Origin of the sequence: Obesumbacterium proteus, from assembly GCF_001586165.1 — a bacterium.
Classification (GTDB): Bacteria; Pseudomonadota; Gammaproteobacteria; order Enterobacterales; family Enterobacteriaceae; genus Hafnia; species Hafnia protea.
This window is the reverse complement of record NZ_CP014608.1, coordinates 3,181,998-3,208,896: the sequence shown is the minus strand read 5'-3', so window position 1 is coordinate 3,208,896 and position 26,899 is coordinate 3,181,998. Positions and strand designations below refer to the sequence as shown.

Here is a 26,899-nt window from a genome sequence, read left to right as displayed (position 1 = left end):
CCTATATCCATTCATTTATTAAGGATTTGTTAAGGTTTGGTTTGTAAACTTTATACACATGGTTTCAAAGGGCATAACGATGACAAAATTCTCTACGCTACAAATACAACTCCACTGGCTCACACTAGTCTTAATTGCTGTTACCTATGCTGCTATGGAGCTACGTGGTTGGTTCCCCAAAGATTCCAATGCATATCTTGCTATGAGAGCAACTCATTACAACGCGGGTGTATTTGTATGGCTGCTTATGTTCTTTCGTTTGGGACTGAAGCATAAATACAAAGATCCGAATATTGTTCCACAACCACCATGCTGGCAAATGTACGCTGCTAAGCTCATGCATATTGCGCTTTATGTAACCTTCCTTGCGTTACCCGTGCTCGGCATTGCCTTAATGGCCTATGGTGGCAAATCATGGAGTTTGCTCGGTTTTACTATTTCGCCTTTTGTGACAGCCGACGGGGGAGTAAAAGCAACAATAAAAGACATCCATGAAACACTCGCCAATGCAGGCTATTTCTTAATAGCAATTCATGCCGCTGCGGCGTTATTTCACCACTACATACAAAAAGACAACACGCTCTTGAGAATGATGCCAGATAAAAAGGTCCGGTAATAAGCACTAGAATAAGTGACACGGCACCTTAATCCACTGCTGTGTCCCTTCCCCTTCCAACTGTTTCTGTATTGTAGCTACTTCCACTTAGCGGGTTTTCTCATCGTTGTATCACCGCCATTTCTCTAGCAACGAACGTATCATCATTAACACGGCTGACACACATGCCGACAGGTGCCCTATTCAGCATCTCAAATAATCGGCTTTGAGTTACCACCGTTGCTTGGTCGCCACATCTGAACTCCTTCCCCTGAGGTCTTGGCATCTCTAGCTTACCGCCGCTAGAAGTAGAGCCGTTTATGGCCCAGTTTAAAGCGCCAATAATGCATACCAACCCAATACCTAACGAAATAAATATCGCTTTTACACCATTGGAAAACTTCACGCGGAGTTCCTTCCCAAAATAAAAGCGAAGATAACAGCATGAAGAGTATGGTTAAAATTGGTTGTATAGATCAATTACCTCTTATTGATCGTTCAAAACGATCGGTATTGCAAAGGTATTACCTTGGTATCTAAGGAAGTACCAGTAGCACCTCAAGTAATACGCTTCAATATATGGATGTCTGTTTAGCTGGCGCTAAATACAAAAAGGCCACATAAAATGTGGCCTGATAAGCGACTTATTTAAGTTTCAATCGTAAGCTTAGATTTTTGTCATTTTTTCTCTAAGCGCAATGCGCAGCAATTCAACAGACCATATCCATAAACAGGTCCCTAGGATCTCAGATATGATTTCGTCTGCAGGAAGATGAATAACCGCGGGTGATAGCCCAAGAATCGGGAGCATAATACCGTGACAGATAGCGGCAAAAAGAATACCAAAAACAATACCTTGTAACATGGTTATTCTAGGAAACACTTCTGCTACCACGCAATAAAAAATAGTCGCGACAATAGAAAAAACAATATGTACAAAGTTCCCTCCCCAGTACACCAACTGATCAGAATAACTATAAACAAGTGAGTGCCAATCAATGCCCATATCAGTCAACATCTGTACAGGAGGAGCAATTCGGTCTGGGGTTCGAGGAGGAAGAATGTCCTCCGTTCCTGATTTCACGAATGCCGAAATGATCCCCGTAATAACCCCGATGACTAGGGCGATAAAATAATGACGATTCTGTTTTGGTGTTGTCTCAAGAAGTGTAATTGACATGCTATATCCTCTGTTAATTCCTGTAATTATTATTTAACATTGGAAATGTTAACAAAGCATATACTTTAGTTAAGTAGGGTTAATTTTAAGAAAAACCTTCTATCACATACCTCGCCTACCATGTAATTAACAAGCTATCCCTACCACCTCGTTATCACAGTTCAACCGAGACATCTCAATCGGCTGAGCCACCGCGATTTGTTGAAAGACTGGTACCGGTCACAGGTGTTACATGGAAATAACTCATGCGATTAGATAGGATAGCGCGCAAATCGCCCCGGTTCACAATAACGAAACCAATACCTTCATTTTACTCCACCAGTGTCTGTGACAACTATTTTATCCTCAGATGCAACGTGATTGATTGTTGCTAAGGATATATCACTCAATTTCTGATGTATGAAATCAATGAGCGCTCTTGTTTTCGCGGGCAAGTAACGCCGATCTGAATAAAGTGCGAACAATTGCAATGGGGCTGCCGACTGTTCAAACTCAATCTCGATTAACCGGCCATCGTTAAGGTAAGGCTGGCAGGCTTGTTTCGATAGGATTGCGAAACCAACACCGGCTAGCGCAGCCCGCCCTGCCATCTCCCCGCTATTTACCCGATAATGGCCTTTAACCTTAATCGTCTCGAAACCTCCCCTTTTATTAATAAACTGCCAGGGAGCACCTTTAAGTGCACTAACCGTTGTTATACAGGGCAACTCTTCAAATTGGTGGATATGAGCAGGAGTGCCATAACGCTGAATAACGGAGGGGGCTGCAACGATGGTGCAAGGGATAGTCACCAGATGGCGCGCTATGTAATCACTGTCATCCATCTGACCACGGCTAACAATGATAGCTAAATCTAGATCCTCTCGCAGGGATTCCAAACCCGATAAATTTGTGACACAGCTTATCTCTAGGTCAGGGTGCTGACAGGCGAAATCGGCAACAGCAGAGCCTAGTAATGCAGGACCTATTTCATTGGGAATGCAGATACGTAATGGACCCTTAAGTTGCATTTGCCGCAACGTTAATTCTGTCTCAGTTTGCTCGAGCGCTTCCAGTAATGGCTTCGCACGGGTATAGAGTAGGTGTCCCAACTGAGTGAGTTTCATATGTCGGGTGCTACGCTCAATGAGCTGAAGGTTCAGTTTTTCTTCTAACTGAGAAATACAACGACTCACATTTGATGTCGGCATTTCAAGGGCTTTCGATGCCCCAACAAAACTGTCATTTTCAACCACAGTAATGAACACTTTCAGGGTATTAAAATCAAGAACCGGACGCATCAATTATCCCATATATGATAATAATAAATGCCATTTTTACCATCTAATGAACATCATTGATAGCAGTTAAACTCGGATATCTTTCATCCATAGGTCGTTTGCTATGTCATTGGTCACAACAACACTTAATCATAAAGCCCTCATGCGGATTGCCATTGTAATGGCTTTTATCCAGTTCACTAATGCGCTGGAATATATGATGTTCAACCCTGTATTTGCCTTTATGGCAGCAGATTTCGCGGTTCCCATATCTTTCTCAGGCTATGTCTCCGGTATGTATACCTCTGGGGCAGTCATATCGGGAATTATCGCCTTTTACTGGATTAGCCGTTTCAACAAGGGAAGGTGCGAATAAGCGGGGAAATTCTTCTCGGCTGACTCAGTCATTTCATTTCTTCATGTTTGAGCCGATTTTTTCTCCCGTAAATGCCTTGAATCAGCCTATTTAGACCGTTTCTTCGCCATTTAAGGCGTTATCCCCAGTTTTTAGTGAGATCTCTCCCACTGACGTATCATTTGGTCCGCCCGAAACAGGTTGGCCAGCGTGAATAACATCGCCAGTTGGTTATCGTTTTTCAGCAACCCCTTGTATCTGGCTTTCACGAAGCCGAACTGTCGCTTGATGATGCGAAATGGGTGCTCCACCTTGGCCCGGATGCTGGCTTTCATGTATTCGATGTTGATGGCCGTTTTGTTCTTGCGTGGATGCTGTTTCAAGGTTCTTACCTTGCCGGGGCGCTCGGCGATCAGCCAGTCCACATCCACCTCGGCCAGCTCCTCGCGCTGTGGCGCCCCTTGGTAGCCGGCATCGGCTGAGACAAATTGCTCCTCTCCATGCAGCAGATTACCCAGCTGATTGAGGTCATGCTCGTTGGCCGCGGTGGTGACTAGGCTGTGGGTCAGGCCACTCTTGGCATCGACACCAATGTGGGCCTTCATGCCAAAGTGCCACTGATTGCCTTTCTTGGTCTGATGCATCTCCGGATCGCGTTGCTGCTCTTTGTTCTTGGTCGAGCTGGGTGCCTCAATGATGGTGGCATCGACCAAGGTGCCTTGAGTCATCATGACGCCTGCTTCGGCCAGCCAGCGATTGATGGTCTTGAACAATTGGCGGGCCAGTTGATGCTGCTCCAGCAGGTGGCGGAAATTCATGATGGTGGTGCGATCCGGCAAGGCGCTATCCAGGGATAACCGGGCAAACAGACGCATGGAGGCGATTTCGTACAGAGCATCTTCCATCGCGCCATCGCTCAGGTTGTACCAATGCTGCATGCAGTGAATGCGTAGCATGGTTTCCAGCGGATAAGGTCGCCGGCCATTACCAGCCTTGGGGTAAAACGGCTCGATGACTTCCACCATGTTTTGCCATGGCAGAATCTGCTCCATGCGGGACAAGAAAATCTCTTTTCTGGTCTGACGGCGCTTACTGCTGAATTCACTGTCGGCGAAGGTAAGTTGATGACTCATGATGAACCCTGTTCTATGGCTCCAGATGACAAACATGATCTCATATCAGGGACTTGTTCGCACCTTCCCTAGATGTCACTCACCAACATTGATGCCTTGGAGATTATTTCGTTACTACTTCACGCGGGCACCCGTGCCTTTGTGATTGCGTCGCCTCATCGTCGCTAATAACCGGTATATGCTTGGCTGGCATACTGCCTCACGTAATTAATTCAATGAAATGGGTACGCAATTAGCTTCACGCTAACGAGCCGAATATCATCAGGCTTAGGATAGCCGACTGAGCACATCCGGCTGCACGTAGCAGTATGCTATCTGGAATACCTGCAGCAGTTCCTACGGCGCCATAATGAAAATTACCAAAATTCTCTAGTGACCGACTCTGAGTTTTGTAATCCCAGACGCCACCATATTTAACTCGCTCATAAAACCAAGCGTAAGTCACCGGTCCAGCCATGTTGGGGCCATACCCTTTTCGCTTGCCTTCTTTCATATGCTCGTTAGTTTCACTTCTCATAAATCCAAGTGGAACTATTGCCATCAATTCAACCTCATCCTTCTGTTGAGTCGAATTAATATCAGGCAGAGCAGTTTCCCACTGTTGGCAGACATTGCAAGGCATGTACTTAAAAACAGGAAAAACCGCACGTTGGCGAGGTCTGCTTGAATAAGTAATAAGAGCCAATCACAGGAGGGTTTTGGGGAAGAATTTTGGTGGAGTTTTGGGGAAGGTTTCTTGTTAACAAAAAATAACGGGGCTCTAACGGCCCCGTTTACATTTACGCTATTACATATGCTTAATAATCGCGTCACCAAACTCTGAACATTTCAGTAGCTTAGCGCCTTCTAACTGACGTTCGAAGTCATAGGTCACGGTCTTAGCAGCGATTGCGCCTTCCATGCCTTTAACAATTAAATCAGCCGCTTCGAACCATTCCATGTGGCGCAGCAGTATTTATACAGAGATATGGCAACAATATGATTAATAGCATAATTTATCTAAATCATCGTTGAATTGCAGCCTTTTGACATTTTCCTAACTCACTGATTATCTGTGCATGTTTTTGGGTTTTGATAACCGTGTTTGATGATGACTGGACGCTAGCACTAACCATGACTTCACATCTAAAATTGGGATTTTAAATCACCATAAATTTTCAAATATTTCATATATATACATGCTTTTATCGCCAATAAGTTGTTATAACTTATCCTTTAAAATCAAATTAGTATAAATCACGCAACACAACAATGGCGAATATTACTCACCTGCTGCTCTTTGCTTTCGGCTAGCCCAAAAAGGTTTGCATGCCGCATCCCCAAACCACATCTTCTTGACGGTCAGCTTTGTGCCAGAAGCGGATGTTGTTTAGTTCATACAAGCATGAAGTTGAAACGTAAGTTCGTCTAGCTTAAATTAAAAGTCAATTTCAAAGAGCATAAGGATATTTTTAAATTGAAAATTTTAGATTTAGTTCACGATTTTGGCAATAACCGTACTTCAGGAGTTGGTGGAATTTGCAGAGTCAGATGTTATATAAACAAAAAAGATATTATTGTGCTTTTAACCGACTTAGGTGCATTAAACGATGGACAGTCAGTAACCAATGCAGTAGAAAAAATAATAAGTTCAGTCTATGAACATGGGGTAGTTACACAACCAGCCATTTTCATAGAGCACTACGAAAGAAACTCACATAAGCTTGATACGTTTGATATAGTGAACATAAACCCAAAAACAGAGTGGTTCTCAATATCAAGAGAAAAAGTGTTAGACTTACTTGGTTGTGATGAAGATGAGCTTTCTGAACGCAGCATAAATAATGGGAGGATATATGAGAAAGCCGATAAAATAAGGTACGCTCGAGATCCTTTTATAGATTCAAATTATATACCTTCACCAGAATTCATTTCTCGTAAGTGCGAAATATTAAACTCTATGATTCCCAAGTCTTCAATTACTCAGCTAATTGAGTCAGGTGCAAAGGAACAAGAAATTCAGCGAGTTATAAAAAGTGATTTGTCTTTAATTGCCGAGGCTTACGTCGGTGGTAATGAATATATTTGCTTTTCCGAATATCCATTAGCTGACGGATCAGTAGATTTTGTAATTTTCACAGGCAGGTCGCGTATGGATATCATCCTAATTGAAGTGAAAGGGGCTAACTTTAACTTAGTTAATGCGAATAACTACGGTTCATTTAACCATAAAGTTAGAGATGCCGCAGAGCAGATCCAAAAAAGGCTTGGTCTAGTCTATAGGGATTATGAATCGTTTCGGAAAGATGCTCATGAAAAACGAATGAAAGTTTTATCAGGTGATTTAATCCATAATGCATTCGTCGGGCCCAAATCTTGTAAACAAGTAGATCCAAATAAAGATGTATACGTTCGTTCTATTGTCATTGGGGGGCGAACAGTAAACGATTTAGAAGAAAGTAAAAAACGCCATGACTATGAAATTCATTCAACTCCGCCTATCCGTATTGAATCTTGGGATACTTGGCTTAGGAGATTAACACGATAGTCTGTGCCGAAAGATAGAGCCTATGCATAATGAACTTGATGTGCCTTTATGTGCAGCTCGTTGATAAGCCCACAATTGCTTTGGTTGCAAGCCAAACGTCCGCTCCTCGCTCATAGCAAAAGTCCTACCGCCCAGCCATGTCCCATTCATGCAAAGAGGTGCGAATTGCAGACATCACGGTGTATTAATCAGTAGGAATTAGGTAAATCGGGGGGGGGCGTGCGCCTCCGGTGGTACTGCTTGAATATACAATTCATCACCAGAAACGGCTTATCTGAACGTCCTGACTCACAATAGTTCCATGTTGCTTCTTTCCATGAAGCACCCGGACACCGGACACAATCACTGTAAAGGCTAGTATTAAGCTATGACCAGATTTCAAGAAACAGAAATTTAGTCAAATACTGCACCAGCATAGATGAATACTCCAATACAAAGTAAGCAGCAGTGAGCATTAAATATAAAATATTGCAGCGGTGAATAACTTCAATTCATTCCAGAGCAATAATATTAAACTTCCCACTCAGTAACGGTTTGCATAATATTTTGTATCCGTCCCTATCGAAACAATCTGCCGTAGTGTTGATTAATTTGGCCTCTTGCAAGCTTCCGACTGTTCCTAGGTAAAACCAGTTATTAATAATGTGATACTGAGTGAAAGTCTCGCAACTTTCTTCAACAGCCACTTTGCCATTATATGGCCAGCACTGTACTCGCATGCTCTCCATCGCTTGCACCAAACGCAGCTGATGTTCTTCGAGCGATTCCTTGCCGCAGCAAGCGCCGGCACACCGCTTAAGAGCATAACGAAAGCAAGAACTGCCTTGAACCAAACGCTCCAAACCTAATACGCCATAACAAAGTCTTTGCTGATCAGCTACCGCTCTCAATGCATCTAATGCTGACGATTTATTGGGAAATAAGCCGAATAATTGGTCTTCATGCCAAAAGTCACGATCGCCAGCATAAACAACCTCAACGCCGCTGCGCTTTAGCGATAGCGAACAAAGCTGCTTAGCATGTCTCAGCTTTTTGTTGAATAATGGTTTTTGTGCCTTTATCAACTGAGCTTCTATGAGCAGAGCCCCTAGCTCGCCAGCCATTTCAATATGCTCAATATGGGTGGTTAAATGAAGCAGTTTTGCTTCATTTTTATTCCTGAAGTGCGACATAACTCTAGAGCGAATATTGACACTTTTACCGATATAAAGCGGCATTGTCTTGCTTGTACCATGAAAAATATATACCCCCGGTCGCGAAGGGAGCGCTGCGAGTTCTTTCTTCAGATGCTCTGGATATTTGTACATATCCTCATCTAATATTGACACTTATTGTCTCCTTTCAGCCAGAATGAGCTAGTGAGCCTTGGCAATAGGTAACTCGCTAAACCGCGTGGTATAGGCTGGCGAAAGCATGTTTCGTTTCATCTGCCAGCTCTTTTGGATGCCTTGCCCCGCAAACCAAATCTTGCCCCTACCCTTATTGTTTATCTCATCGAGAACCTTCATCAGCGCCTCGCTGTTGGGCTTTGGCCCCAACTCATCAAACAGATTAAGCTGTGACACGCCGTTATCGTAAAAGTCACCCAGCATGATCCCCGCCTTTTGATACCGATTGCCCGGCTGCCAAATTTTATCTAAACATGACAATGCGTGTTTGATGATATCTCGGGTGTCATTCGTGGGTGTTTCTAGCCGTGAGGATGCAAAATTACTGTAATACAACTCACGCTCAGCGAATGGCGATGTTTTGATGAAAGTGCTGACATGCTTACAGAATTGGCGCTCACCTCTCAGCTTCTCCGCGGCGCGTTCTGCGTAGCTACAGATAGCCTCTTTCATATCCTGATACTCAGTGATACGTTCACCGAAACTCCGGCTGCACACAATTTGCTGTTTGATAGGAGCGACTTCTTCGATATCGAGACATGACTCTCCACGCAGCTCCCGCACAGTTCTTTCAAGCACAACGGTGTAGTTCTTACGAACATAGGCCAGATCCATATCGGCCAGTTTTAGTATCGTATCAATCCCAGTAGCTCTCAGTGATTTGGAAAGTCGCCTGCCAACACCCCACACCTCTTCTACTGGCATGATGGCCATCAACTTACGCTGTCTTAGCTCATTCGATAAATCGACAACGCCGCCGGTTTTAGGCCACTGTTTCGCTGCATGATTAGCGAGCTTGGCCAGCGTTTTCGTCGGGGCAATGCCCACCCCAACTGTAAGGTGCGTGCTCCACTTAATGATTTCACGTACTTCACGCCCAAAATCTTCAAGATTACGGCAATGGCTCACACCACGAAGATCCATGAACGCCTCATCAATCGAATACACTTCAACACGCGGTGCCATCGCATCAAGCAACCGCATCACTCTCTGGCTCATATCACCATAGAGGGAATAGTTGCTGCTAAAAACATGCACGCCATACTGCTCAAACAATTGTTTTTGCTTGAAGTAAGGCTCACCCATTTTTATTCCAAGTCTTTTCGCCTCAGAAGAAAGCGCAATCACACAACCGTCGTTATTTGAAAGCACAACGATTGGCTTACCATTCAGATCGGGGCGAAACGCCGCCTCACAGCTGGCATAGAAGCTGTTCACATCAACAAGGGCAAACATCACCGCGCCTCATTAATCACAAACTTAACCACACCAAACGTCTCCAACTCCTCCCCTTCATAAAGCTCGATAGGCGGATAAGCAGGGTTCTCAGCTAAAAGCATCGTTCTTGGTCGAGTGACATAACGCTTTACGGTGAACTCACCACCAAGGCACGCAATGATGATGTCGTTATGCTGGGGTCTGATGCTTGAGTCCACTAACAACAGGGAACCGTCGAAAATGCCCGCCCCTGTCATTGATTCACCAGACACTCGGAGAAAGTAAGTAGCCGCAGGGTGTGCGACTAAGAGCTCGTTTAAATCGATCGGCTTGTCGATGTAGTCAGCGGCAGGACTCGGAAAACCTGCTGGCACACGATTGTCAAAGAGCGGAAGCGATACAACGGATAGAGAAGCCGCGACTGGATAAAATTTCATAACGTCAAACCACGATTACTGTATATGCATACAGCATAATGTAAGTTTTTAATTATGGAAAGAGCGTACTGATTAGATAAACAGCGATCAGGCGGGAATGTTCTGATTAGGTTGGAATTAAATGTTTTGTAAGACTAAACCTTATCGCTGCTCTGGTTTATCTCTGTAGTATCCTCGCCTGAAAATAACGATGGCGTGTTTTGAATGCAAAGGTGTTATCGCTGCATTTCTATCTTACATATTGAACTGTAAACCATCAATGTACCAATATTAATACATTAATATGTTAATAACCTCGCCTTAAGTATTTACATAAAATTTTCTAATGTTAATATATATGTAGAGTGCAGAGTTAATCTTTTCAAAATTCAACTGAATAGATAGTTTGCATGCTTATTATAATTACAGATACTATTTTTTTGTTTTTTATTAACTTATATTTTGGCATGGTTTCAAATGAACAATAATATACTCAAAAATGTAGCGATATTTTCACTAATATCGTTGTGTCATATTGCTTATGCTTATGGTTTTGATTTTAAAATCATCTATGTATTTTTTACATTTAGCATATTATATATAATATCCAAAAGCGTGATAAATAAAATTATTTTAATAATCTTATCTGGAATATCAATTATCTATTTACCCGTTGGTTTTTTGTATGGAGAACCTAATTTCAACACTGTCGCTTCTTTATACTCCACGAACACAATTGAATCCATAGAATTCCTCTGCAACATTCCAATTAAATATATAACTCTTTCATTTTTTATTGCAGCTTTATGCTTTTTGTGTTGCAGGCTTGATTGTTCATTTCCCAAGAAATATAGAAGATTTATTATTTTTTTGTAGTGGTCGTTGCTATAGCAAGTCCACTAAAAAATATAATAAAAAGAAACAATATAGTTAACATTGGAATTCCTGAGTGGAAGTTTGCGTCAAAATTATTTCATAGCATAAAAGAGTTTAAACTCGAGAAAAAAAAGCTAGAAGGATACATGAACAACGCTGACACTTTCGAAAACGTTAAGTTTTCTGGCAAATACAATACGTACGTAGTTGTTATAGGAGAAAGTGTTCGGAAAGATTACATGCATATGTATGGGTTTGAAATTAACAACACCCCTTTTATGGATAGTACTAATGGAGTTCGTTTTTTAAATTATATATCTGCTGGGAGTTCAACTTTACCGTCATTAACTAACTCATTGACCCAATATCCAAATCTAAGTAACAATATAATTACATTGGCAAAGAAAGCCGGTCTTTATACTTACTGGATTTCCAATCAAGGTTTTATAGGGGATATAGAGAGCCCTATATCAAGCATTGGTAGAAAAGCAGATGAGTATTTTTTCTTAAAAAAAGGGGGGTATAATTCTAAAATTAAATACCAAGACTCTGATCTACTACCCAAAATAAGCGAGTCTATTAATATTAACAAAGGCGTTAATGGAAAGCTAATAGTCATTCATCTGATGGGAAGTCACACTCCGACATGTCATCGGACCAATGACGAGTTTGATATTTTCTATGGAAACATCGAGTTATCATGTTATATCCAGAGTATCAAAAATACAGATAAGCTACTTTCTAACATTCAAAGTTTGCTTACAGATACTAACAGCATGTGGTCTATGATGTACTTTTCAGATCATGGTTTATCATTCAACAAAAAAAGTATAAAACATGACTATGAGTTGATTCACAGTGATGCTTACAAGCAAAGTTTCGAAGTCCCATTCTTCATAACATCATTTGATAGCAACGAAAAAAAATCAATTTCTGCTGAACGAAGCGGCCTTAGCTTCTTGGGCCTTTTCTCTGAGTGGATAGGAATAGAGAGTAAAAATATATTGCGATCATGCCATTATTTATCTGATGAGGATTGTAACCCTGAAGGTATAAAAGTTTATAATTACAAAAACCACAAAATTGACTTCCAGCAGATACCAAGGCAAGAGAAAATATATTAAGCCCCCCCAACAACACCCTGTCAAACAGGCGGGGTGTATATTTTCCATGGTTTTAGTTACTCCATTACCTCAGGCCAATCTAAAAACGGTGCTTTAGTTATACCCATTCTACTGAGTAGAACTTGGTATTTTCGCCATGCAAGTAAACTACTTTCTTCTGTTTCTGTTGCCATCTCTAAATCCACTGCATCCTGCAATATATTGATGGTGTTTGTAGCAAAGTTCATTCGCTCTTTGAGTTCACGCACAGCCGTATCAGCATGAAAATCTTTCTCGGCCTGTGCATTCTTCACCCATTCAGCGCCATCCCATACATCAAAATCACTGGTCGGGACTTTTTCTGTCATATCACTTGGTATATCTCCTAGCCTATCGATCACCTGTATTTGGTGGTTTTGTGTATTCCAGCAAATCTTCCCACGATAGTCAGTCACGTATTGCCATATTTCTATGTCGGCATCAAACACCAATGTAAAACCGGCCTTTTCTTTAGGCGGTTTTATGTTGGTGCAATAGGCGGGTAAACCGGTATTAGCAGGGACAAAACAATCTCCTGCACCGATAGCCCCACAACAAAATCTCACGACAGAGATTATCTCTTGTGGAGTGGCAGGCGATTTTCACACAAGCAGATCGCCACCCAGCCTATCTCAAGAACGGGATGCTATTAGCATTAGTCACCGGCCAAAGGATCGGAGATATATGCGCGATGAAGTTTTCGGATATTTGGGATGACATGTTGCATGTAACCCAAGAAAAGACAGCATGAGATTGGAGATCCCACTGAGCCTCAGATGCAACGCGATTGATATGAGCCTTAGAGATGTAATTGCGGTATGCCGCGATGCCGTTGTCAGTAAGTATTTGGTTCATTCTAGGCATTCAACATCTCAAGCCACACGCGGGGGAAAGATTGGATAGTTGTTTCTATATAAAAGAGCCAATCACAGGAGGGTTTTGGGGAAGAATTTTGGTGGAGTTTTGGGGAAGATTTCTTGTTAACAAAAAATAACGGGGCTCTAACGGCCCCGTTTACATTTACGCTATTACATATGTTTAATAATCGCGTCACCAAACTCTGAACATTTCAGCAGCTTAGCGCCTTCTAACTGACGTTCGAAGTCATAGGTTACGGTCTTGGCAGCGATTGCGCCTTCCATGCCTTTAACAATTAAATCAGCCGCTTCGAACCATTCCATGTGGCGCAGCATCATTTCAGCGGACAAGATAATAGAACCTGGGTTCACTTTATCCTGACCGGCATACTTAGGTGCGGTGCCATGAGTCGCTTCGAACAGCGCGCATTCGTCACCGATGTTAGCGCCCGGTGCAATACCGATACCACCCACCTGTGCGGCCAGCGCATCGGAGATGTAGTCACCGTTCAGGTTCATACAGGCGATAACGTCATATTCAGCAGGACGCAGCAGGATCTGTTGCAGGAACGCATCCGCAATCACATCTTTAACGATGATGTCTTTGCCGGTTTTAGGATTCTTGATTTTAACCCATGGGCCGCCGTCGATCAGCTCGCCGCCGAATTCTTCACGCGCTAACTGGTATCCCCAGTCTTTGAATGCGCCTTCGGTGAACTTCATGATGTTGCCTTTGTGAACCAGCGTCAGAGAGTCACGGTCGTTGGTGATCGCATACTCAATCGCCGCGCGAACCAAACGCTTAGTGCCCTCTTCCGAGCAAGGCTTGATACCGATACCGCAATGCTCAGGGAAGCGAATTTTCTTCACGCCCATTTCATCACGCAGGAATTTGATCACTTTGTCAGCTTCAGCGCTGTCTGCTTTCCATTCGATACCGGCGTAGATGTCTTCTGAGTTTTCACGGAAGATCACCATATCGGTCAATTCTGGCTGTTTCACCGGGCTTGGGGTGCCCTGATAGTAACGGACTGGGCGCAGGCAAACGTAAAGGTCGAGCTGCTGGCGCAATGCAACGTTAAGAGAACGAATACCGCCGCCAACCGGAGTGGTCAGTGGGCCTTTGATAGCCACGCGGTAGTCACGAATAAGGTCCAGCGTCTCTTCAGGCAGCCATACGTCTTTGCCGTAGACCTGAGTCGATTTCTCGCCGGTGTAGATTTCCATCCAAGAAATTTTGCGTTCGCCTTTGTAGGCTTTGTTAACGGCTGCATCAACGACTTTGATCATCGCTGGAGTCACGTCAACACCGATACCGTCACCTTCAATGAACGGAATCACCGGGTTATGCGGAACAACCAGTTTCCCCTGAGCATCAACCGTAATTTTCTTACCTTCAGCCGGAACAACAACTTTGCTTTCCATTAACCTCTCCTTCAGCGCACGTACTTATAAAATACCGTTTATAAATATCACTACCCATTAACCTGGGTCATTCGTTTTTGTACAGTAACTGTTTGATTTCGCTAAGGCATGAATTTTAAAAAATGCAGCCTTTTGTTAATGCAATGTAAGATACCTGTCAATATTACTTGAAATATTGTCTGTCGCCAATCGGAATACGATTTCAGTTATAATGTTGTGACCATCTGCTATCATAATCACTATGTCAAAATTCCCTGTTAAAAATCACAAAGTTAACCGATTCAGCTCGCGTCCTGCTGCGGCTGTAAAGCGTCCACGTGGGCCGCGAAAAGTGGTCATATTCAACAAACCTTTCGACGTTTTGCCTCAGTTCACCGATGAAGCCGGGCGCTCTACATTAAAAGATTTCATCCCGTTGACCGATGTTTACGCGGCCGGCCGTCTCGATCGGGACAGCGAAGGTCTGCTGGTGCTAACCAACGACGGCAAACTTCAGGCTCAGCTGACCCAGCCGGGGCAAAAAACGGGTAAGGTCTATTATGTTCAGGTTGAAGGTGCACCCGACGAAAGCGCTCTAGAGCAATTCCGCCGTGGCCTTGAGCTAAAAGACGGTATGACACTCCCTGCTGGGATTGAAATCGTTGCGGAGCCAGAATGGCTCTGGCCGCGCAATCCACCGATCCGTGAACGTAAATCCATCCCTACCACATGGATGAAAGTCACGCTTTATGAAGGCCGTAACCGGCAGGTGCGTCGAATGACGGCGCATATTGGTTTCCCCACCCTGCGCCTGATCCGCTACAGCATGGGAGATATTACGTTGCAAGATCTCGCCCTCGGCGCTTGGCAAGAAATCCAATATCCCTAGCCACAAAGCATGGCTAAATAACGAAATGGTTAATCAGTCATGAATAGCTAACTCATAGAAGAAGGAAATCTGATGCTAAAACCTCATGTGACCGTTGCCTGCGTCGTGCAGTCTCAGGATCGTTTTTTGATCGTTGAAGAAACCGTACACGGTAAGCCAACGTGGAATCAGCCTGCGGGTCATTTGGAGGCCGATGAAACCCTACTAGAAGCTGCGGTGCGTGAGCTATGGGAAGAAACGGGCATACACGCCCAGCCTCAGCACCTCTTGCAGATGTATCAGTGGGTTGCACCAGACAATACGCCTTTCTTGCGTTTTACCTTCTCGATTGATTTACCCGAACAGCCAGAAACGCAGCCGCACGACGATGATATCGATCGTTGCCTGTGGCTTACCGCCGATGAAATTATCCACAGTGACCGCCTGCGGTCGCCGCTAGTACGCGAGAGTATCCTGCGCTATCAACGCCCTGAGCGATATCCGCTGGAAATTCTCACCACCTTCGGTGAGCTAAAAAGAAACTAATTAAGCGTTAAACCCCGCATCGGCGGGGTTTTTCTTATCTTCTCGGCATGACGTGCTTGCGATCACACTTTTTACTTTTGATATTCTTATTCGTCACAATTGACGTTTTTTTAACTCATAAAAATGACGAACCCCGCTCAAATCACCTTATTTAACTCTCGCTAAAAACGTTACCTATTCTTTTTATTAGAGAAAATTTTCAGGTCTATCTTTGGCACAGATCGTGCTCATGCATTGAACATGCTAGTCACCGTTGTCATCTGAACCAGAGGACCGAACATGAATCGCTTTGTGATTGCAGACCCTTTGCGATGCATTGGCTGTAATACTTGTCTGGCTGCCTGCGCCCAGACGCACAAGGAACAGGGTTTGCAGCAGCATCCCCGCCTTGCGATGACGCGTACCGGCGACCAAACGGCGCCCATCCTGTGCCGACAGTGTGAAGACGCGCCGTGTAAACGGGTATGCCCTGTTAACGCCATCAGCCAAGGCGCAGACGCCATTGAGTTAAACGAAAGCCTGTGCATCGGCTGCAAACTATGTGGTCTGGTCTGTCCCTTCGGGGCGATTACGCCTTTCGGCAGTCATCCTCTCGATCTTCCTAATCAATTCGAATATCACGTCAGCGCGGCTGAACTTGCCGATGTTCCCGTCAGCCCACCGACGATGGAGCCTTTTCTCGCGTGGAATGCAGGCGTTCGTAGTATTGCCGTCAAATGTGACTTATGTGCTTTCTCACCGTCTGGTCCCGCCTGTATCCAAGTTTGCCCTACTGATGCGCTGCACTTGGTTGATGAAAAACTGATTACGCAGCAGCTGTTGCAGCGCCGTTTAGAAGCCTCTTCTGAGTTAGCGTCTGACCTTCTGGCGCTCGCCATTCCACCGCAGGAGCACCTCTAATATGGATTCTCTTCACCTGTTGTTTTGGTCTGTTGCTCTCTACGTTGTGGGCGCCGTACTTTCTTTACTCTTCGCAAAGCAAGAGCGAATCGCGATTTGGGCCACCGGCATCAGCGCTATGCTTGGCGGTATTATCGGGCTGTGTAGCGCGTTTCCCGTATTGATGCAGAACGCAACGCTCACTTTCTCTAGCGCGGGTCCTTTCCCTTTTGCCGAGTTCGTGGTTCGCATGGATCCACTGGCAGCGTTTATGGTGCTGGTTATTTCGTTGCTAGTCACCCTGTGCGGGCTCTATTCGCTTTCTTATGTCGAGGAGTATCGCGGGCGCGGCGCGTGGAGCATGGGGTTCTTCATGAATCTGTTCATTGCCTCCATGGTGGCGCTGGTCGTGATGGACAATGCTTTTTACTTCATCATTCTGTTCGAGATGATGTCACTCGCTTCGTGGTTTTTGGTTATCGCCGATCAGGACGATGAATCTATTCACGCGGGCCTGCTCTACTTCTTTATTGCCCACGCGGGTTCCGTGCTCATCATGATCGCGTTCTTCCTGATGTGGCAGCAAAGCGGCAGCCTTAACTTTGCCTCTTTCCGCAGCCTTTCTCTTTCTCCAGGGCTGGCCTCGGCCGTTTTTCTGCTGGGCTTTTTTGGCTTTGGTGCCAAAGCTGGGATGCTGCCGTTACATAGCTGGCTGCCGCGCGCTCACCCTGCGGCACCTTCCCACGCATCGGCGTTGATGTCTGGCGTTATGGTCAAAATCGGCATTTTCGGCATCATCAAGATCGGTATCGACCTTTTGGGTGCCACCGAACTGTGGTGGGGGATCGTGGTGCTTGGGTTTGGTGCCGTATCTTCCGTGCTAGGCGTGCTGTATGCGCTTGCCGAGCACGATATCAAACGCCTCCTCGCATGGCATACGGTTGAAAATATCGGCATTATTTTAATGGGCGTTGGCGTTGGTATGGTCGGAATGGCCACTCAGCATCCGGTTCTCGCCGCGCTAGGCTTGCTCGGTGCGCTCTATCATCTGTTGAATCACGCCGTATTTAAAGGACTGTTGTTCCTCGGGGCGGGCGCGGTTATTTATCGTGTACATACCCGCGACATGGAAAAAATGGGCGGCCTCGGCAAACTGATGCCGTGGACAGGACTCGCGTTCCTCATCGGCTGTATGTCCATTTCGGCACTTCCCCCGCTCAACGGCTTCATCAGTGAGTGGTATACCTATCAATCGCTGTTCTCAATGAGTCATTCCGGTGATTTCATCATGCGGCTAAGTGCGCCGATTGCCATTGTAATGCTGGCCATCACCGGCGCACTCGCTGCGATGTGTTTCGTTAAAGTGTACGGCATTAGTTTTTGCGGCGGTGCGCGCAGCGAGCAGGCCGCACAGGCTCGCGAAGTGCCTTGGCCGATGACGCTATCCATGTTGCTTTTAGCATTGCTGTGTATCTTGCTTGGCGCAGGTGCCAGCGTCGTTGCGCCCATTATCTCTAGCGTAGCCACAACGCTCGTCAACACTCACCCCATCACCGTATCTGAAGGATTACTGTTGGTTCCCGCGCAGGCATCCCAAGCCATGCTTTCCCCATTGGTCATGTTCATCTTGTTGCTGGCATTGCCGGTGCTACCGCTGCTGGTTTATCTGGCATTACGCGGTAAACAGCAGAAATTTCGTCGCCACGGCGATCCTTGGGCCTGCGGCTACGGCTGGGAAGACGCCATGTCTGCCTCCGCTGGCAGTTTTACTCAACCGCTGCGCGTGATGTTTATGTCGCTTTATCGGCTGCGTAAACAGCTTGATCCATCCCCTCTTTTGGCGCGCGCACTCGATAGCACCACCCGTGGAGCCGCACGAGCAGAACCCTTTTGGGATGAAGGCATTATTTATCCACTGGTTCGTGGTGTACGCCGTTTTGGTTCACGCGTTCAAAATTTGCAGGGAGGCGATTTCAGGCTGTACTGCCTCTATATCGTGGCCGCATTGGTGATCCTACTTTTGATAATTGCGGTGTGAGGAGAAAATCATGTTGATGCAAGAAACGCCCTCGCTGGCAATGGGGATCTTCGCGTTAGTGCAGGCGATTATCCTATTAGCCATGACTCCGCTGATGACCGGTATCTCACGTCAGATCCGCGCCAGAATGCAATCTCGTCGCGGCCCAGGAATTTGGCAGGATTACCGCGATCTTGGCAAACTGTTTAAGCGCCAAGAAGTCGGTCCGGCGCAGTCCGGTATCATCTTCCGCCTGATGCCTTACGTTTTGCTCGGCAGCATGCTGCTGGTGGCGATGTCTCTCCCCGTCTTCACCCAGACTGCGCCCTTCGGCGGCGCGGGTGACTTGATCGCTCTGCTGTATCTTTTCGCACTATTCCGCTTTTTCTTCTCGCTTTCCGGTTTGGATACCGGCAGCACTTTCGCCGGTATTGGTGCCAGCCGTGAACTCACCTTAGGGATCTTAGTTGAACCAACGTTGATTCTGGCTCTGTTAGTCGTAGCGCTTATCGCGGGATCGACCAACATCGGTACCATTAGCGCCACCTTAACTCAGGGATGGAGCTCACCAACGGCAACGTTCTTGGCGCTGCTAGCCTGTGGGTTTACCGCTTTCATCGAAATGGGAAAAATCCCCTTCGACGTCGCCGAAGCCGAACAGGAATTGCAGGAAGGGCCGCTGACCGAGTATTCAGGCTCGGGACTGGCCTTAGTGAAGTGGGGAATCGGCCTTAAGCAAGTGGTGGTCGCAGAACTGTTTTTGGCGGTGTTTATTCCCTTTGGCAAGGCTGCCACGCTCAGCGCCTCTGCGCTCTTCTTCGCGCTGATCCTCATGCTGATCAAACTTCTGGTGGTATTCGTGCTGGCCTCACTGGTTGAAAACAGTTTGGCTCGCGGTCGCTTCCTGATGACTCACCGTGTGACATGGCTTGGCTTTGGCGTTGCAGCGCTAGCCTTCGTGTTCTACCTAACCGGTCTATAAGGAGCTACCACCATGATGGAAAATATCGCTCTAACGACCCTTTTGCTACCGTTTATCGGCGCGCTTATCACCGCCTGCGCGCCCAAACGTTACGCTAAATGGCTATGTACATTCTTCGCCCTAATCGCAACCTTAGGCACGCTGGCACTAGGTTGGCAATATTGGCTGCATGATAAAGCCGACGTCACCTATACCCTACTCAGCTACGGCACGGTTGAGCTGTTTGGTTTTACCATTGACAGAATCAGCACGCTTATCGTTTTTGCTGTCGTGTTTCTTGGCTTCTTGGTCAGCCTTTATTCCACGGGTTATCTGACCGTCGGCAATAAAGAGCATCCGCATGACGGAGGCAATCGCTATTATGCGTTTTTGCTGATCTTCATTGGTGCCATGGTCGGGCTGGTTCTTTCATCTACCATTCTGGGGCAACTGCTGTTTTTCGAAATCACGGGCGGCTGTTCGTGGGCATTGATTGGTTATTACCAGACGCCAAAATCTCAGCGTTCCGCCATGAAAGCGCTGCTCATCACTCATGTCGCCTCGATTGGGCTATATCTCGCTGCCGCCACGCTGTTCCTGAATACCGGCACTTTTGCCCTCAGCGCTCTCGCCAATCTACACGGCAGCGCCAGCTATATCGTGTTCGGCGGTATCTTGTTTGCCGCCTGGGGGAAATCGGCCCAGCTGCCGCTACAGGCGTGGTTACCTGATGCCATGGAAGCGCCAACGCCTATCAGTGCCTATCTACATGCGGCATCAATGGTCAAAGTCGGTGTTTATATCTTTGCGCGTGCCATCCTCTCGGCTGGAGAAGTTCCGCATATTATCGGCTGGATAGGCATTGTCATGGCCACCATCACGCTGATTTATGGCTTCCTGATGTATCTGCCACAGAAAGATATGAAGCGCCTGTTGGCTTGGTCAACTATCACTCAGCTTTCTTATATTTTCCTCGCCCTCTCGCTATCGATATTCGGCTCTAAGCTGGCCTTTGAAGGCGGTGTGGCTTACATCTTCAACCACGCCTTTGCCAAGAGCCTGTTCTTCTTGATTGCCGGAGCACTCAGCTACAGCTGCGGTACCCGAATGCTGCCACGTTTGAAAGGCGTGCTGAAAAAAATGCCGCTGTTAGGCATCGGATTCTGCGTGGCCGCCTTAGCCATTACCGGCGTACCGCCGTTTAACGGCTTCTTTAGCAAATTCCCTATTTTCGCCGCAGGCTTTGCGCTTTCGCATGAGTTTTGGGTCATGACGCCATTAATGGTGCTGGTACTCATCGAGTCCGTCGCCAGCTTTGCATGGTTTATTTACTGGTTCGGTCGCGTCATTCCCGGCACGCCGAGCGAAGAGGTCGCCCAAGCGGCACCGATTCCTCTGGCCATGCGTATCGTGCTGGTGGTGCTGATCGCGATGTCGGTGCTCTCAAGTTTTATCGCCGTTGCCTGGCTTGGATAAGGGAGTCAACTATGACCGGATCATTAATCGTTAATAACCTCGCAGGGCTGATGATGCTCACGTCGCTGCTGGTCATTGGAGCCAAACGCCCTACCGCGTCCTGCTGGCTCTATGCTTTGCAGTCGCTGGTTCTGGTGCTGATATTTTTCACGTTATCGCAAACCCTTGAAGCGCATCAGTTAGCCCTTTGGGCCACCAGCGCATTCGTGACCAAAGTGGTGATGGTGCCACTCATTATGGGCTACGCCTTCCGCAAAATGTCAGATCCCTGCGCCAACGGCAGCATCATCAGTATGTCGATGCTGATGCTGTCTGCCGCCGTTATCGTGGTGCTGTGTTGGTTCGTGGTCGCACCGGTTCAGCGTCCGTTATTGGCAACGCTGAAACCCGCATTGGCGGTTTCACTCGGGCACTTCCTGTTGGGGCTGCTGTGCATCGTGACCCAGCGCAACATTCTCAAACAGGTATTTGGCTACTGCCTGATGGAAAACGGCTCTCACCTCACTCTCGCACTGCTGGCATTCCGGGCACCAGAGTTAGTTGAAATCGGTATTGCCACCGATGCCATTTTTGCCGTGATCGTGATGGCAGTGCTAGCGCGCAAAATTTATCGCACGCTCAACACGCTGGACGTTGAACAACTCACGGCGCTGAAGGGGTAACGCGATGAATCAAGAATCGATTTTATTTCTCCTACTGGCGACGCCGTTAATTGCCTCGTTGTTAACCTTTGCCAGCCGCCTGCTGGGTGATTCAGCCCGAATCGTGGTCACAGCGCTACACAGCATTGGCATTCTCGCGCTGTTAATTGTCGCCCTATGGGTGGTCGCGATAACCGCTGAACACGGCGAACTCTTATCGGCTAATCAGTGGTTGCACATCGACAGTCTCAGCGCTCTGTTCTTGGCAATTCTGGGCGTGATTGGCTTTTTAACCGGGCTTTACTCGATTGGCTACATGCGCCATGAAGTCGACGAAGGGGAAATTTCCGTCCCGACGCTGTGCAATTACTATGGCTTCTTCCACCTGTTTCTCTTCACCATGCTGCTGGTGGTCACCAGTAATAATCTCATCTTAATGTGGGCCGCCATTGAAGCCACCACCTTAAGCTCGGCGTTTCTGGTGGGCATTTACGGCCAGCGATCGTCGCTGGAAGCCGCATGGAAATACATCATCATTTGTACCGTCGGCGTCGCCTTCGGCCTGTTTGGCACCATTTTGGTTTATGCCAATGCGGCCAGCTTTATGCCCGATGCCAACAACGCTATTTTCTGGACAGAAGTGCTTAAACACGCGAGCGAACTAGACCCAACGCTGATGCATTTAGCCTTTGTGTTTATCCTGATTGGCTTCGGAACCAAAACCGGGCTATTTCCTATGCACGCGTGGTTACCAGATGCCCATAGCGAAGCGCCAAGCCCTACCAGCGCCCTGCTTTCTGCGGTGCTGCTGAACTGCGCTCTGTTAGTCATCATCCGTTACTACATCATCATCAGTGCCGCTATCGGCCCCGTGTTCCCAAGCCGATTACTCATCGTATTTGGCTTGCTGTCTGTAGCCGTTGCAGCGTTCTTTATTCTGGTTCAGCGCGACATCAAACGCCTACTGGCCTACTCCAGCGTTGAAAACATGGGGCTGATTGTGGTCGCTATAGGCATCGGCGGCCCGCTGGGGATGCTGGCGGCTTTGCTGCACACGCTAAATCACAGTCTCGCCAAAACCCTGCTGTTTTGCGGTTCTGGCAACGTGTTATTGAAATACGGCACACGAGATCTGCACGCGGTGAAAGGCATGCTTAAAATCATGCCGTTCAGCGCCGTACTCTTCGCGGGAGGCGCATTGGCACTCGGCGGAATGCCTCCATTTAACGTCTTCATCAGTGAATTTATGACCGTTGTCGTCGGTCTGGCAGCGGGGCATCTTTGGCTCACGGTATTTATCCTGTTGCTGCTGACCATCGTACTCGGCGGCCTAGTTCGCATGGTGGCATGCGTTCTGTTTGGCGATGCCCCAGAGGCCGTCAGCAAAGGCGAACTGGGGCTGTTCACCACCTTACCGATGGCGATCCTGATCGTGCTGATGCTGATCATGGGGACGCACATTCCCCAGCCGGTAACACGTCTACTAGAAAACGCCGCCACCATCGTCATGAATCCATCATCAACGCAGACCCCAAACTTCAGTTGGCCGTGGGTCGCTGCACAACGTGTTCCGTCCGCGCAATGCGCATCAACATCCTGCATGGAGAAGTAATGTGAGCTACCTAAATGTGGTGAATAGCAATCAACAGGGTGAAAAGCGCGGTGCGGGTTATTTAAAAAAACTGCGCGAAAAATTTCCCAACAGCGTACTAGACGAAGAGTGGCAAACTGCCGATCAGCTCACCGTTACGGTCAAAACTAACGAACTGCCAGAGATTGTGGGGTATCTGTACTATCAGCTCGGCGGCTGGCTGCCGGTGTTATTTGGCAACGATGAACGTTCACTAAATGGTTATTTTGCCGTTTATTACGTGCTATCGATGGAAGAAGGCGAGAAATGTTGGGTCACGGTAAAAGCCTTGGTCAGCGCGACCACGCTGGAGTTCCCTTCGGTTACACCTCGTGTTCCGGCTGCGGTATGGGGTGAGCGTGAAATCCGCGATATGTACGGTTTAATACCGGTGGGTTTACCCGATGAACGGCGCTTAGTGCTACCCGATGACTGGCCTGACGGCATGTATCCGCTGCGCAAAGATTCGATGGATTATCGCCAGCGCCCAATGCCAACCACCGATGCCGAAACCTATGAATTCATCAATGAGCTCGGCGGCAAAGATAACCGTATTGTGCCGATTGGCCCGATGCATATTACCTCGGACGAACCTGGGCATTTCCGCTTGTTTGTCGACGGCGAGCAGATTATCGATGCTGACTATCGGCTTTTTTACGTGCACCGCGGGATGGAGAAGCTGGCTGAAACCCGTATGGGGTATAACGAAGTCACCTTCCTGTCCGATCGGGTATGCGGAATCTGCGGCTTCACCCACAGCGTGGCCTACACGACGTCGGTTGAAAACGCGCTCGGTATCGTGGTTCCTCCTCGAGCACATACCATTCGCAGTATTTTGTTAGAAGTCGAACGTCTGCACAGCCACCTGCTTAACCTCGGCCTATCGAGCCACTTTGTCGGCTTTGATACCGGATTCATGCAATTTTTCCGCGTGCGTGAAAAATCCATGATGATGGCGGAGCTGCTCACCGGCGCACGCAAAACCTACGGCTTAAACCTCATTGGCGGTATTCGTCGTGACATTCTCAAAGCCCAGCAGATGAAAACCCTGCAATTAGTCCACGAAATGCGCGATGACGTTACTCAGCTAGTCGATATGCTGATGAATACGCCCAACATTGAGCAGCGCACACAGGGCGTAGGCATTTTAGATCGCAAAATCGCGCGTGATTTCAGCCCCGTTGGGCCACTGATCCGCGGCAGCGGTTTCAAGCGAGACATGCGTTTCGACCACCCGTATGCCGATTACGGCAACCTACCTAAAACGCTATTTACCTTCGACGGCGGCGATGTGTTCTCACGCGTGATGGTGCGCGTGAAGGAGGTTTTCGATTCTTTAGCCATGATCGAGTACGGTTTAGACAACTTGCCCGAAGGCAATCTGCTGGTCGAGGGCTTTACCTATCAACCACATAAATTTGCTCTGGGTTATGCCGAGGCACCACGCGGTGAAGACGTGCATTGGAGCATGCTGGGCGACAATCAAAAATTGTTCCGCTGGCGCTGCCGCGCTGCAACCTACGCCAACTGGCCGGTATTGCGCTACATGCTGCGTGGAAACACCATTTCCGATGCTCCACTGATCATTGGTAGCCTTGACCCCTGCTACTCCTGTACCGATCGGGTAACCCTAGTTGACGTACGTAAGAAAAAATCCAAAACCGTCTCCTATCGGGAAATTGAACGCTATAGCGTTGAACGTAACCATTCACCGCTGAAATGAGGGTTAAACAATGCTGAAACTGTTTAAGACTATCCTCAAAGCCGGTGAGCCAACGGTGAAATATCCGTTCAAGCCGCTGGACGTTTGCCCCGGATTTCGTGGCAAACCGGAATACGATCCAGAACAATGCATCGCTTGTGGGGCCTGCACCGTCGCCTGCCCCGCTAACGCATTGACGATGGAAACTCATCTCCAGAGCGGCGAACGCATTTGGCAATTGTTTATTGGCCGCTGCATCTTTTGTGGCCGATGTGAAGAAGTATGCCCAACGCGAGCGATTGTACTGTCGCCCGAGTTTGAAATGGCGGTCACCCACAAACCCGATTTGTATGTGAAAGCAACCTTTCAACTCCAGAACTGCCGCAGCTGTCACCGTCCTTTCACGCCGCTGAAATCGGTGGAATATGCCATGGCGTTGCTGGTCCAGTCTGGCGTCGATGCCGCCAGCGTTGAGGAAATGCGCCCTAAGTTTGAAACCTGCCCTCGCTGCCGACGCAGAGATGACCTCAGCCATCATGAGCACCAGAACCTGAGTTATCACGTTGGGGAGAAAAATCAATGAGCCAAACATCGAATCCTATAGGCCATACAGCCAGCCAACCGACTCAATTGGATGAGTCGGCAACCGCGCTCAAACAAACCCTGCTCAGGGATATTAAACGTTCGGCCTACGTCTATCGCGTCGACTGCGGCGGCTGCAACGGCTGCGAAATAGAAATATTCGCCGCGATCACCCCTCTGTTTGACGCCGAACGTTTTGGTATCAAAGTGGTTCCCTCACCGCGCCATGCCGATATTCTTCTGTTCACCGGCGCGGTCACGCGGGCGATGCGCGTTCCGGCGTTACGTGCTTATGAAGCCGCGCCCGATCCTAAAATCTGTATTTCCTACGGCGCCTGTGGCTGCGGCGGAGGCATTTTCCACGACCTATACTGCGTTTGGGGCGGCAGCGATACGATTGTTCCCATTGACGTCTGGATCCCCGGTTGCCCGCCAACGCCTGCCGCAACGATTTACGGCTTCGCCGTCGCACTCGGTTTGCTCGATCAAAAACTTAAAGGCGTAAACCACCAGCAGCAAACGGATGAGAAAGCCTCGTTATTACTGCCACAAACGCTGCCTGAACTCAGAATACTCGTTGAACGTGAAGCGCGGCGTTTGGCCGGTTACCGGCAAGGACGCGAGATCAGCGATCAATTCCTCGGTTTGCTACACAACGGTGATGCCAACACCGTGGCTGGCAATATTGAACAATGGCTGCAAAGTGCGAACGATCCACGCTTAAACGAGATCGTACATCGGCTACAAAGCCTACTGGCTACGGGAGGTCGGTAATGACTGGGGAAGAAAAAACAAATCAGCATAACGTGGTCTTTTGGTCACTGCGGCAAAAATTTCTCGATAGCGGCGATGTCCCCGAACAGGCGCAGCAGGTGATGTACTACTCCTTGGCGATTGGGCATCACGTGGGCGTTATTGACTGTCTGAATACCGAACTCACCTGTTCTTTAGAAGAGTACCAGCGCTGGGTTTCTCTCTTACCTGAGGGTGGCGCACTGCGTAAAATGCGTGGGCTACTGACTTTTGGCGAGATAACGATTGATATTACGCACACTCAGATGCTCGCCAACGCCTTTGCTCCGCTATGTGAGTCAGCAGCGGCACCCTTTGCCGCATGGAGTTCGACTTTAATCCGTTTGTTAACCGAAATAGTTCACGAACCCGCCATCTATCTGATGGTGAAAAAGACACCGGCCAATATCTAATTGCCTCATCACAAAATGAAGAAGAAGCACAGCAATGTGCTT

25 protein-coding genes and 3 pseudogenes are annotated in these 26,899 nt (G+C 47.5%); 17 read left to right on the top strand and 11 right to left on the bottom strand.

Going from position 1 to position 26,899, the window contains the following annotated elements:
- The first annotated feature begins 79 nt into the window (after positions 1 to 79).
- Positions 80 to 616 (top strand): cytochrome b561, encoded by a 537-nt coding sequence (gene cybB, locus DSM2777_RS15250; protein ID WP_061555409.1) that lies wholly within the window; start codon positions 80 to 82, stop codon positions 614 to 616.
- A gap of 100 nt (positions 617 to 716) precedes the next feature.
- Here the strand turns inward: cybB and DSM2777_RS15245 are convergent, their stop codons facing one another.
- The 3 genes from DSM2777_RS15245 to DSM2777_RS15235 form a co-directional block, all read right to left on the bottom strand.
- Complete coding sequence (locus DSM2777_RS15245) at positions 717 to 1,001, bottom strand: hypothetical protein (RefSeq protein WP_046460005.1); 285 nt, start codon at positions 999 to 1,001, stop codon at positions 717 to 719.
- Between the two features lie 261 nt (positions 1,002 to 1,262).
- Entirely contained in the window at positions 1,263 to 1,775 is a 513-nt protein-coding gene (locus DSM2777_RS15240; protein WP_061554446.1) for a YagU family protein, read from the bottom strand.
- A gap of 305 nt (positions 1,776 to 2,080) precedes the next feature.
- Entirely contained in the window at positions 2,081 to 3,055 is a 975-nt protein-coding gene (locus DSM2777_RS15235; protein ID WP_061554445.1) for a LysR family transcriptional regulator, read from the bottom strand.
- Positions 3,056 to 3,158: 103 nt separating this feature from the next.
- Here DSM2777_RS15235 and DSM2777_RS15230 point away from each other — a divergent pair.
- A pseudogene (locus DSM2777_RS15230) lies at positions 3,159 to 3,395 on the top strand (MFS transporter); the annotation flags it as partial.
- Positions 3,396 to 3,541: 146 nt separating this feature from the next.
- Here DSM2777_RS15230 and DSM2777_RS15225 read toward each other — a convergent pair.
- The 3 genes and pseudogenes from DSM2777_RS15225 to DSM2777_RS23840 form a co-directional block, all read right to left on the bottom strand.
- Positions 3,542 to 4,522 (bottom strand): IS5-like element IS5 family transposase, encoded by a 981-nt coding sequence (locus DSM2777_RS15225; RefSeq protein WP_000019402.1) that lies wholly within the window; start codon positions 4,520 to 4,522, stop codon positions 3,542 to 3,544.
- A gap of 238 nt (positions 4,523 to 4,760) precedes the next feature.
- Positions 4,761 to 5,063, bottom strand: a complete 303-nt coding sequence (locus tag DSM2777_RS15220) for a polymorphic toxin type 44 domain-containing protein (RefSeq protein WP_061554443.1) — start codon at positions 5,061 to 5,063, stop codon at positions 4,761 to 4,763.
- 246 nt (positions 5,064 to 5,309) lie between these two features.
- Positions 5,310 to 5,477, bottom strand: a pseudogene (locus DSM2777_RS23840) (NADP-dependent isocitrate dehydrogenase); the annotation flags it as partial.
- Positions 5,478 to 5,978: 501 nt separating this feature from the next.
- Here DSM2777_RS23840 and DSM2777_RS15215 point away from each other — a divergent pair.
- A complete protein-coding gene (locus DSM2777_RS15215; protein WP_061554442.1) occupies positions 5,979 to 7,049 on the top strand; it encodes a Shedu immune nuclease family protein in 1,071 nt (356 codons plus the stop codon).
- A 491-nt stretch (positions 7,050 to 7,540) separates the two neighbouring features.
- Here the strand turns inward: DSM2777_RS15215 and cho are convergent, their stop codons facing one another.
- From cho to umuD, 3 genes are read right to left on the bottom strand one after another with little or no spacing between them, the layout of a single operon-like run.
- Positions 7,541 to 8,356: an excinuclease Cho gene (cho, locus tag DSM2777_RS15210; protein WP_061555408.1), complete on the bottom strand. Its 816-nt coding sequence runs from the start codon at positions 8,354 to 8,356 to the stop codon at positions 7,541 to 7,543.
- Positions 8,357 to 8,404: 48 nt separating this feature from the next.
- Complete coding sequence (gene umuC, locus DSM2777_RS15205) at positions 8,405 to 9,673, bottom strand: translesion error-prone DNA polymerase V subunit UmuC (RefSeq protein WP_061554441.1); 1,269 nt, start codon at positions 9,671 to 9,673, stop codon at positions 8,405 to 8,407.
- Positions 9,673 to 10,092 carry a translesion error-prone DNA polymerase V autoproteolytic subunit gene (gene umuD / locus DSM2777_RS15200; protein ID WP_061554440.1) on the bottom strand — a complete coding sequence of 140 codons (420 nt, stop codon included), beginning with the start codon at positions 10,090 to 10,092 and terminating at the stop codon, positions 9,673 to 9,675. Before umuD ends, umuC begins: the two co-directional genes overlap by 1 nt.
- A 1,001-nt stretch (positions 10,093 to 11,093) precedes the next feature.
- On the opposite strand from umuD, the gene DSM2777_RS15195 reads away from it, so the two are divergent.
- The gene (locus DSM2777_RS15195) at positions 11,094 to 12,071 is read left to right on the top strand and encodes a phosphoethanolamine transferase (protein WP_156473627.1); all 978 of its coding nucleotides are present in this window, start codon (positions 11,094 to 11,096) and stop codon (positions 12,069 to 12,071) included.
- 56 nt (positions 12,072 to 12,127) lie between these two features.
- On the opposite strand, the gene DSM2777_RS25015 is transcribed toward DSM2777_RS15195, so the two are convergent.
- A complete protein-coding gene (locus DSM2777_RS25015) occupies positions 12,128 to 12,451 on the bottom strand; it encodes a tail fiber assembly protein (protein ID WP_237087854.1) in 324 nt (107 codons plus the stop codon).
- 185 nt (positions 12,452 to 12,636) lie between these two features.
- Here DSM2777_RS25015 and DSM2777_RS25010 point away from each other — a divergent pair.
- Positions 12,637 to 12,986, top strand: a pseudogene (locus tag DSM2777_RS25010) (tyrosine-type recombinase/integrase); the annotation flags it as partial.
- 131 nt (positions 12,987 to 13,117) lie between these two features.
- Here DSM2777_RS25010 and icd read toward each other — a convergent pair.
- A complete protein-coding gene (gene icd / locus DSM2777_RS15185; RefSeq protein WP_025797012.1) occupies positions 13,118 to 14,371 on the bottom strand; it encodes an NADP-dependent isocitrate dehydrogenase in 1,254 nt (417 codons plus the stop codon).
- Positions 14,372 to 14,612: 241 nt separating this feature from the next.
- Here icd and rluE point away from each other — a divergent pair, with 241 nt between their 5' ends.
- The 12 genes from rluE to DSM2777_RS15125 all read left to right on the top strand — a co-directional run bounded on the left by rluE (position 14,613) and on the right by DSM2777_RS15125 (position 26,857).
- Positions 14,613 to 15,239, top strand: coding sequence for a 23S rRNA pseudouridine(2457) synthase RluE (gene rluE, locus DSM2777_RS15180; RefSeq protein WP_046457519.1), 627 nt, complete (start codon positions 14,613 to 14,615; stop codon positions 15,237 to 15,239).
- Positions 15,240 to 15,311: 72 nt separating this feature from the next.
- A complete protein-coding gene (locus tag DSM2777_RS15175; RefSeq protein ID WP_061554437.1) occupies positions 15,312 to 15,764 on the top strand; it encodes an NUDIX hydrolase in 453 nt (150 codons plus the stop codon).
- A gap of 279 nt (positions 15,765 to 16,043) precedes the next feature.
- A complete protein-coding gene (locus DSM2777_RS15170) occupies positions 16,044 to 16,664 on the top strand; it encodes a 4Fe-4S dicluster domain-containing protein (RefSeq protein ID WP_061554436.1) in 621 nt (206 codons plus the stop codon).
- 1 nt (position 16,665) lies between these two features.
- A complete protein-coding gene (gene hyfB / locus DSM2777_RS15165; RefSeq protein WP_061554435.1) occupies positions 16,666 to 18,681 on the top strand; it encodes a hydrogenase 4 subunit B in 2,016 nt (671 codons plus the stop codon).
- Between the two features lie 10 nt (positions 18,682 to 18,691).
- Positions 18,692 to 19,642: a respiratory chain complex I subunit 1 family protein gene (locus DSM2777_RS15160; protein ID WP_025797020.1), complete on the top strand. Its 951-nt coding sequence runs from the start codon at positions 18,692 to 18,694 to the stop codon at positions 19,640 to 19,642.
- Positions 19,643 to 19,657: 15 nt separating this feature from the next.
- Entirely contained in the window at positions 19,658 to 21,097 is a 1,440-nt protein-coding gene (locus DSM2777_RS15155; protein ID WP_061555407.1) for a hydrogenase 4 subunit D, read from the top strand.
- A gap of 11 nt (positions 21,098 to 21,108) precedes the next feature.
- On the top strand, positions 21,109 to 21,759 hold the full coding sequence (gene hyfE / locus DSM2777_RS15150) for a hydrogenase 4 membrane subunit (RefSeq protein ID WP_061554434.1): 651 nt from the start codon (positions 21,109 to 21,111) through the stop codon (positions 21,757 to 21,759).
- Positions 21,760 to 21,763: 4 nt separating this feature from the next.
- Positions 21,764 to 23,350 carry a hydrogenase 4 subunit F gene (locus tag DSM2777_RS15145; protein WP_061554433.1) on the top strand — a complete coding sequence of 529 codons (1,587 nt, stop codon included), beginning with the start codon at positions 21,764 to 21,766 and terminating at the stop codon, positions 23,348 to 23,350.
- A gap of 1 nt (position 23,351) precedes the next feature.
- On the top strand, positions 23,352 to 25,091 hold the full coding sequence (locus DSM2777_RS15140) for a hydrogenase large subunit (RefSeq protein ID WP_061554432.1): 1,740 nt from the start codon (positions 23,352 to 23,354) through the stop codon (positions 25,089 to 25,091).
- A 10-nt stretch (positions 25,092 to 25,101) separates the two neighbouring features.
- Positions 25,102 to 25,653: a hydrogenase 4 subunit H gene (gene hyfH / locus DSM2777_RS15135; RefSeq protein WP_061554431.1), complete on the top strand. Its 552-nt coding sequence runs from the start codon at positions 25,102 to 25,104 to the stop codon at positions 25,651 to 25,653.
- Complete coding sequence (locus DSM2777_RS15130; RefSeq protein WP_061554430.1) at positions 25,650 to 26,426, top strand: NADH-quinone oxidoreductase subunit B family protein; 777 nt, start codon at positions 25,650 to 25,652, stop codon at positions 26,424 to 26,426. The genes hyfH and DSM2777_RS15130 overlap by 4 nt, the downstream gene beginning before the upstream one ends.
- Positions 26,426 to 26,857, top strand: coding sequence for a formate hydrogenlyase maturation HycH family protein (locus DSM2777_RS15125; protein ID WP_061554429.1), 432 nt, complete (start codon positions 26,426 to 26,428; stop codon positions 26,855 to 26,857). The genes DSM2777_RS15130 and DSM2777_RS15125 overlap by 1 nt, the downstream gene beginning before the upstream one ends.
- Positions 26,858 to 26,899: the final 42 nt, after the last annotated feature.

What these genes read in the sequence shown, in the direction of transcription:
- umuD (WP_061554440.1), bottom strand. Translation starts at nt 10,092, where the DNA reads ATGAAATTTTATCCAGTCGCGGCTTCTCTATCCGTTGTATCGCTTCCG.
- DSM2777_RS15160 (WP_025797020.1), top strand. Translation starts at nt 18,692, where the DNA reads ATGTTGATGCAAGAAACGCCCTCGCTGGCAATGGGGATCTTCGCGTTA.
- rluE (WP_046457519.1), top strand. Translation starts at nt 14,613, where the DNA reads ATGTCAAAATTCCCTGTTAAAAATCACAAAGTTAACCGATTCAGCTCG.
- DSM2777_RS15240 (WP_061554446.1), bottom strand. Translation starts at nt 1,775, where the DNA reads ATGTCAATTACACTTCTTGAGACAACACCAAAACAGAATCGTCATTAT.
- DSM2777_RS15170 (WP_061554436.1), top strand. Translation starts at nt 16,044, where the DNA reads ATGAATCGCTTTGTGATTGCAGACCCTTTGCGATGCATTGGCTGTAAT.
- cho (WP_061555408.1), bottom strand. Translation starts at nt 8,356, where the DNA reads ATGTACAAATATCCAGAGCATCTGAAGAAAGAACTCGCAGCGCTCCCT.
- DSM2777_RS15175 (WP_061554437.1), top strand. Translation starts at nt 15,312, where the DNA reads ATGCTAAAACCTCATGTGACCGTTGCCTGCGTCGTGCAGTCTCAGGAT.
- cybB (WP_061555409.1), top strand. Translation starts at nt 80, where the DNA reads ATGACAAAATTCTCTACGCTACAAATACAACTCCACTGGCTCACACTA.
- DSM2777_RS15195 (WP_156473627.1), top strand. Translation starts at nt 11,094, where the DNA reads ATGAACAACGCTGACACTTTCGAAAACGTTAAGTTTTCTGGCAAATAC.
- DSM2777_RS15130 (WP_061554430.1), top strand. Translation starts at nt 25,650, where the DNA reads ATGAGCCAAACATCGAATCCTATAGGCCATACAGCCAGCCAACCGACT.
- DSM2777_RS15220 (WP_061554443.1), bottom strand. Translation starts at nt 5,063, where the DNA reads ATGGCAATAGTTCCACTTGGATTTATGAGAAGTGAAACTAACGAGCAT.
- DSM2777_RS15125 (WP_061554429.1), top strand. Translation starts at nt 26,426, where the DNA reads ATGACTGGGGAAGAAAAAACAAATCAGCATAACGTGGTCTTTTGGTCA.
- hyfH (WP_061554431.1), top strand. Translation starts at nt 25,102, where the DNA reads ATGCTGAAACTGTTTAAGACTATCCTCAAAGCCGGTGAGCCAACGGTG.
- icd (WP_025797012.1), bottom strand. Translation starts at nt 14,371, where the DNA reads ATGGAAAGCAAAGTTGTTGTTCCGGCTGAAGGTAAGAAAATTACGGTT.
- hyfB (WP_061554435.1), top strand. Translation starts at nt 16,666, where the DNA reads ATGGATTCTCTTCACCTGTTGTTTTGGTCTGTTGCTCTCTACGTTGTG.
- DSM2777_RS15225 (WP_000019402.1), bottom strand. Translation starts at nt 4,522, where the DNA reads ATGAGTCATCAACTTACCTTCGCCGACAGTGAATTCAGCAGTAAGCGC.
- hyfE (WP_061554434.1), top strand. Translation starts at nt 21,109, where the DNA reads ATGACCGGATCATTAATCGTTAATAACCTCGCAGGGCTGATGATGCTC.
- DSM2777_RS15155 (WP_061555407.1), top strand. Translation starts at nt 19,658, where the DNA reads ATGGAAAATATCGCTCTAACGACCCTTTTGCTACCGTTTATCGGCGCG.
- umuC (WP_061554441.1), bottom strand. Translation starts at nt 9,673, where the DNA reads ATGTTTGCCCTTGTTGATGTGAACAGCTTCTATGCCAGCTGTGAGGCG.
- DSM2777_RS15235 (WP_061554445.1), bottom strand. Translation starts at nt 3,055, where the DNA reads ATGCGTCCGGTTCTTGATTTTAATACCCTGAAAGTGTTCATTACTGTG.
- DSM2777_RS15145 (WP_061554433.1), top strand. Translation starts at nt 21,764, where the DNA reads ATGAATCAAGAATCGATTTTATTTCTCCTACTGGCGACGCCGTTAATT.